At 67.9% G+C, this 6,232-nt stretch carries 7 protein-coding genes; 4 read left to right on the forward strand and 3 right to left on the reverse strand.

Translation table 11 applies throughout. From position 1 onward, the window contains the following. On the forward strand, positions 1 to 1,238 hold a 1,238-nt coding region (locus AC07YS_RS31795), incomplete at its 5' end, for an MFS transporter (protein ID WP_495275764.1). Here the strand turns inward: AC07YS_RS31795 and AC07YS_RS31800 are convergent. Next, entirely contained in the window at positions 1,199 to 2,266 is a 1,068-nt protein-coding gene (locus tag AC07YS_RS31800; RefSeq protein ID WP_139701969.1) for an adenosine deaminase, read from the reverse strand. The two genes, AC07YS_RS31795 and AC07YS_RS31800, sit on opposite strands and share 40 nt — an antisense overlap. A 234-nt stretch (positions 2,267 to 2,500) precedes the next feature. Here AC07YS_RS31800 and fabA point away from each other — a divergent pair, with 234 nt between their 5' ends. From fabA to AC07YS_RS31815, 3 genes are all read left to right on the forward strand, one after another. After that, a complete protein-coding gene (gene fabA, locus AC07YS_RS31805) occupies positions 2,501 to 3,016 on the forward strand; it encodes a 3-hydroxyacyl-[acyl-carrier-protein] dehydratase FabA (protein ID WP_095744206.1) in 516 nt (171 codons plus the stop codon). A gap of 10 nt (positions 3,017 to 3,026) precedes the next feature. Next, positions 3,027 to 4,247, forward strand: coding sequence for a beta-ketoacyl-ACP synthase I (fabB, locus tag AC07YS_RS31810; protein WP_492734416.1), 1,221 nt, complete (start codon positions 3,027 to 3,029; stop codon positions 4,245 to 4,247). A 95-nt stretch (positions 4,248 to 4,342) separates the two neighbouring features. Beyond that, complete coding sequence (locus AC07YS_RS31815) at positions 4,343 to 4,735, forward strand: nuclear transport factor 2 family protein (protein ID WP_095744204.1); 393 nt, start codon at positions 4,343 to 4,345, stop codon at positions 4,733 to 4,735. Between the two features lie 6 nt (positions 4,736 to 4,741). On the opposite strand, the gene AC07YS_RS31820 is transcribed toward AC07YS_RS31815, so the two are convergent. Together AC07YS_RS31820 and AC07YS_RS31825 are read right to left on the reverse strand one after the other, a co-directional pair. After that, entirely contained in the window at positions 4,742 to 5,119 is a 378-nt protein-coding gene (locus AC07YS_RS31820) for a hypothetical protein (protein ID WP_495269316.1), read from the reverse strand. Positions 5,120 to 5,203: 84 nt separating this feature from the next. Continuing rightward, a partial coding sequence (locus AC07YS_RS31825; RefSeq protein ID WP_495275765.1) for a BMP family ABC transporter substrate-binding protein occupies positions 5,204 to 6,232 on the reverse strand: 1,029 nt, incomplete at its 5' end.

Here is a 6,232-nt window from a genome sequence, read left to right on the forward strand (position 1 = left end):
ACGCGGCCTTCTCGGTCGCCTTCAGCGGCATTCCCATGACCGCCGTGCTCATGCGCACCGGCTACCAGCTCGACAACGCCGCGCTCGGCCTGGTGCTCGGCCTCATGGGCCTGGGCATCGCCGTGAGCGAGCTGCCCTGGGGCCTGCTGACCGACCGCTGGGGCGACCGCCCCGTGCTGCTGGCCGGGCTGGGCAGCACGGCAATCGCGCTGGTGGCGATGGCGCTGTGGGCCGCGCCGGGCGCCGGCCATGTGCCGGGCCTCGGCGTGCTGGGCGCGGGGCTGCTGCTGGTCGGCCTGCTCGGCGGCAGCGTGAACGGCGCCAGCGGGCGCGCGGTGATGACCTGGTTCGATGCCGGCGAGCGCGGCCTGGCCATGAGCATCCGCCAGACCGCCGTGCCGATGGGCGGCGGCATCGGCGCACTGGTGCTGCCCTTCGTGGCGCTGCACTTCGGCTTTGCGGCGCTGTACGGCCTGCTGGCGCTGCTGTGCGCGCTGAGCGCGGCGATGAGCTGGGCCTGGGTGCACGAGCCGCCCGTGGCGCCCCGCCACACGAACATGGAAGCGCCGGCGCCAAAGACCGGCCCGCTGCGCGATGTGCGCGTGTGGCGCATCGTGGCCGGCATCGGCATCCTGTGCGCGCCGCAGTTCGCGGTGCTGTCCTTCGGCACGGTGTTCCTGCACGACTTCGGCCATGTGGGCCTGGGCACGATCACCGCCGCCATGGTCTTCGTGCAGGTCGGCGCGATGGCGATGCGCGTGTGGAGCGGCCGCTGGACCGACCGCCGCCGCAACCGCCCGGCCTACCTGCGGGCCTGCAGCGCGCTCAGTGTGGTGCTGTTCGCGGGCCTGGCCGCGCTGGTGATGGCGGCGGGCACCGAGGCGCCCTCCGTGCCGCTGCGGCTGGCGCTGATCGCGCTGCTGGCCGTGAGCGGGGTGTGCGTGTCGGCCTGGCACGGCGTGGCGTACACCGAGCTGGCCACGCTGGCCGGCGCGGCGCGCGCCGGCACCGCGCTGGGCATGGCGAACACCAGCGTGTTCTTCGTGTGCTTCGTCACGCCCTTCTCGATTCCGCACCTGCTGGCGCTGCAGGGCTGGCCGGTCGTGTGGCTGGCGGCCAGTGCGTGTGCGCTGGTGGCGATGCCGCTGCTTGTGCCGCGCCGCGACGCCGGTCCCGGCGCCTGCACGGCCGAGCTCGCTCAGAAGGTCGCGAAGACGGCGTTGAGCCGGTCGACGTAGGCGCGCTTGGCCGCCGCGTCGATGAAGCTGCCCTCGAAGCTGTTGGCCGCGAGCTGCCAGGCCTGCTGCACGCCCAGGCCGGTGGCGGCGAAGGTCTGCGTGAAGTTCTGGTTCATGTAGCCGCCGAAGTAGGCCGGGTCGTCCGAATTGACGGTGGCGACCAGCCCCGCGTCGAGCAGCGCGCCGAGGTTGTGCTGCGACAGGTCGGGGAACACGCAGAGCTTGAGGTTCGACAGCGGGCACACGGTGAGCGGAATGCGGTCCTGCGCCAGCCGCTTCATCAGCGCCGGGTCTTTGGCGCTTTGCACGCCGTGGTCGACGCGCTCGACCTTCAGCACGTCGAGCGCGCTCCACACGTAGGCCGGCGGGCCCTCTTCGCCCGCGTGCGCGACGAGGTGAAAGCCCAGTTCGCGGCAGCGTGCGAACACGCGCGCGAACTTCTCGGGCGGGTGGCCGACCTCGCTCGAATCGAGCCCCACGCCGATGAACTTGTCACGGTACGGCAGCGCCTGCTCCAGCGTCTCGAAGGCTTCTTCCTCGCTCAGGTGACGCAGGAAGCACAGGATGAGCGAGGCGCTCACGCCCAGCTTGGGCAGCGCATCGACGCAGGCGCGGTGCAGGCCGTTGACCACCGTCTCCATCGCCACGCCGCGCGCCGTGTGCGTCTGCGGGTCGAAGAACATCTCGGTGTGCACCACGTGGTCGGCGGCGGCGCGCTCCAGATAGGCCCAGGCCATGTCGTAGAAGTCCTGCTCCTTCAGCAGCACGCTGGCGCCGGCGTAGTAGATGTCGAGAAAGGTCTGCAGGTTGGTGAAGGCGTAGGCCTTGCGCAGGTCTTCCACGCTGGCATACGGAATCGAGACACCGTTTCGCTGCGCGAGCGCGAAGATCAGCTCGGGCTCGAGCGAGCCTTCGATGTGCATGTGCAGCTCGGCCTTGGGCATGGCGCGCAGCAGCTCGGGCAGGCGTTCGGCGGGGATGCGCTGCGCGAAGCTGGGGTCGAAGAGGGGGCGGCTGGAATCGGTCATGGGGCGTGGGAAATCGACGTTGTGATCGCGCACAGCATAAGGGCAGACACCCTGCGCGGCATCCCCGAAAACGTATACGCTGCCAGCCCCATTTCCCCCAAACTGATCTGGGTCAAATCGGGCCATGGCGGATGCGCTAGGCTTGGACCCCGGCAGGCCCGGCATCGGGCGTGTTCCCTCCAATCCGCGCGCAGCGTGCATTCGTGCCCCTGGCGCCGTCCTTGATCGACTCGCATGACCCTACAAAACGCCTTCACCCGCGAAGACCTGCTGCGCTGCAGCCGCGGCGAACTGTTCGGCCCCGGCAACGCCCAGTTGCCCGCCCCGAACATGCTGATGGTGGACCGCATCACCCACATCAGCGCCGAGGGCGGCACCTACGGCAAGGGCGAACTCACGGCCGAACTCGACATCACGCCCGACCTGTGGTTTTTCGCCTGCCACTTCGAAGGCGACCCAGTCATGCCGGGCTGCCTGGGCCTGGACGCCATGTGGCAGCTGGTGGGCTTCTTCCTCGGCTGGCAGGGCCTGCCGGGCCGTGGCCGGGCCCTGGGCTCGGGCGAAGTGAAGTTCACGGGCCAGGTCTTGCCGACCGCCAAGCTCGTCACCTACAACATCCAGATCAAGCGCGTGCTCAAGGGCAAGCTGAACCTGGCCATCGCCGACGGCTCGGTGAGCGTCGACGGCCGCCAGATCTACACCGCCGAGGGCCTGCGGGTCGGCGTGTTCACTTCCACCGACAACTTCTGAGGGTTTCGCCATGCGACGCGTCGTCATCACCGGTCTGGGCATCGTTTCGTGCCTGGGCAACGACAAGGAGACCGTCTCCGCCAACCTGCGTGCCAGCCGCCCCGGCATCCGGTTCCAGCCGGCCTACGCCGAAATGGGCCTGCGCAGCCAGGTAGCCGGCTCCATCGACCTTCCCCTCGAAGACCTCATCGACCGCAAGCTCTACCGCTTCGTCGGCCACGCGGCGGCCTACGCCTACCTGGCCATGAAGGACGCCATTGCCGATGCCGGCCTGACCGAGGAGCAGGTGTCCAACCCGCGCACCGGCCTCATCGCCGGCTCGGGCGGCGCCTCCACGCTGAACCAGATGGAAGCGCTCGACCTGCTGCGCGAAAAGGGCGTCAAGCGCGTCGGCCCCTACCGCGTGACGCGGACCATGAGCAGCACCGTGTCGGCCTGCCTGGCCACGCCCTTCAAGATCAAGGGCCTGAACTACTCCATCGCCTCGGCCTGCGCCACCAGCGCGCACTGCATCGGCAACGCCATGGAGCAGATCCAGATGGGCAAACAGGACATCGTGTTCGCCGGCGGCGGTGAGGAAGAACACTGGACCCAGTCGTTCCTGTTCGACGCCATGGGCGCGCTGTCCACCAAGTACAACGACAGCCCCGAGAAGGCCTCGCGTGCCTACGACGCCGAGCGCGACGGCTTCGTCATCGCCGGCGGCGGCGGCATGGTCGTGGTCGAGTCGCTCGACCACGCACTGGCGCGCGGCGCAAAAATCTACGCCGAGATCGTCGGCTATGGCGCCACCTCCGACGGCTACGACATGGTCGCGCCCAGCGGCGAAGGCGCCGTGCGCTGCATGCAGATGGCGCTGTCGACCGTCGACACGCCCATCGACTACCTGAACACCCACGGCACCTCGACGCCCGTCGGCGACGTCATGGAAATGAAGGGCGTGCGCGAAGTCTTCGGCGACAAGGCGCCGGCCATCAGCTCCACCAAGAGCCTGTCGGGCCACTCGCTGGGCGCCGCCGGCGTGCACGAGGCGATCTACTGCCTGCTGATGATGGAAGGCAACTTCATGGCCGGCTCGGCCAACATCGAGGCGCTCGACCCGGAAGTGGCCGACATGCCCATCCTCACCGCCACGCGCGAGAACGCCACCGTCGACACCGTGATGAGCAACAGCTTCGGCTTCGGCGGCACCAACGCCACGCTGGTGCTCAAGCGCTGGCAGGGCGCGTAAGAACGCCTTCCGGGCTCCGTCGCGCCCGCGACGATGGGCCCGCGGGCGCTTCGCTAGACTGAGCTTCCCCATCCATCCACCGCGCGAGGAGACCCATGGCGATCGACACCCTTTCCACCTGGCACCGGCTCGTCAAGACACGCGACGTGGCGGGGCTCGATGCCCTGCTGGCCGACGACGCCGTCTTCCTCTCGCCCGTGGTGCACCGGCCGCAGGTCGGCAAGGCGATCACGAAGCAGTACCTCGCCGCGGCCTTCCAGGTCTTCTTCAACGAGAGCTTCCGCTACGTGCGCGAACTCCAGGGCCCGAACGACGCCGTGCTCGAGTTCGAACTCGAACTGGACGGCATCGCCATCAACGGCGTGGACATGATGAAGTGGAACGCCGAAGGCCGGATCACCGAGTTCAAGGTGATGCTGCGGCCATTGAAGGCGGTGAACCTGATCCATCAGAAGATGGCGGCGCAGCTGCAGGCGGCTGCGCAGTAGGCCGACTCAGGGGCAGGCCAGTTCCGTCTTGGCCACGGCACACAGCCGTGCCTTCTCGGCCGCTGGCAACGTGAGCCCCGGCATCAGCCCGTCCAGCCGCAGCACCGCCGGGTAGAGGCGCGCGTCCTGCGGGTTCTTGCGGTAGGCGTGCAGCACCAGCTCCTGGCTCTTTTTTCCGCAGTGCTGGCGCTGCTGGCGCGCCACTTCCTTGTCGTGCGCCGACCCGTCGCCGTTGAATTCACCGGCGAAGTGAAAGCACATTTCCGCGTCGTCCACGGCCTTTCGCAGGCGCTGCTCTTCCTTCGAGAACGCCGGCGGTGCGGCGAACGACGACGACACGGCCAGCAGTGCCGCGCCTGCCGCCATGACCCTCTGCAGCTTCATGGTGCGAGTCCTTTTCCTGAATGAAAAAAGGGCCGTCCGCAGACGACCCTTCTCGTGGCAATCGCCGAAGCGATCGATCAATGATTACTTCTTGTCGCCGCCCGGCACCTTGCCTTCCACACCCTTGACGTAGAAGTTCACGCCCGACAGGAACTTGTCGTCGGCGACCGCGTCCTTGGCGATCAGCTCCTTGCCGTCCTGGCCGACGATCGGGCCCTTCCAGATCGAGAAGCTGCCGTCCTTCAGGCCCTTCTTGATTTCCTCGACCTTGGCCTTGGCTTCGGCCGGCACGTCTTCGGCGATCGAGACGATGTCGATCGCGCCTTCCTTCACGCCCCACCAAGTCTGGCCGGTGGCCCACTTGCCGTCCAGCGCATCTTGCGTGGTCTTGATGTAGTACGGCGCCCAGTTGATGATGGCCGAGCCCAGGTGGGCCTTCGGGCCGTAGGCGGTCATGTCGGAGTCCCAGCCGAAGGCGCGCTTGCCCTTCTCTTGCGCGGTCTTGAGCACGGCCGGCGAGTCGGTGTTCTGGAACAGCACGTCGGCGCCGCCGTTGATGAGGGCGGTGGCGGCTTCGGTTTCCTTGGGCGGGCTGAACCACTCGTTCACCCACACGACCTTGGTCGTGATCTTCGGGTTGACCGACTGCGCGCCCAGCGTGAAGCTGTTGATGTTGCGCAGCACTTCAGGAATCGGCACCGAGCCGACCACGCCCAGCGTGTTGCTCTTGGTCATCGAACCGGCGATCACGCCGGCCATGTACGCGCCTTCGTAGGTGCGGCTGTCGTAGGTGCGCATGTTCTCGGCGGTCTTGTAGCCGGTGGCATGCTCGAACTTCACGTCCTTGCTGTCGTTGGCGACCTTGAGCATGGGTTCCATGTAGCCGAAGGTGGTGCCGAAGATCAGCTTGTTGCCCTGGCCCACGAAGTCGCGGAACACGCGCTCGGCGTCGGCTGACTCGGGCACGCTTTCGACGAAGGTGGTCTTGATCTTGTCGCCGAATTCCTTCTCGAGCGCCTTGCGGGCGTTGTCGTGCGCGAAGGACCAGCCGCCGTCGCCCACGGGACCGACATAGGCGAATGCGATGTTCAGCGGGGCCGCCGGTGCGGGGGC

Source organism: Variovorax sp. GW458-11-26-14-LB1, assembly GCF_059423965.1.

Coding starts and splice junctions, on each gene's coding strand:
- fabA (WP_095744206.1), top strand. CDS start 2,501: ATGACCCTACAAAACGCCTTCACCCGCGAAGACCTGCTGCGCTGCAGC.
- AC07YS_RS31800 (WP_139701969.1), bottom strand. CDS start 2,266: ATGACCGATTCCAGCCGCCCCCTCTTCGACCCCAGCTTCGCGCAGCGC.
- AC07YS_RS31815 (WP_095744204.1), top strand. CDS start 4,343: ATGGCGATCGACACCCTTTCCACCTGGCACCGGCTCGTCAAGACACGC.
- AC07YS_RS31820 (WP_495269316.1), bottom strand. CDS start 5,119: ATGAAGCTGCAGAGGGTCATGGCGGCAGGCGCGGCACTGCTGGCCGTG.
- fabB (WP_492734416.1), top strand. CDS start 3,027: ATGCGACGCGTCGTCATCACCGGTCTGGGCATCGTTTCGTGCCTGGGC.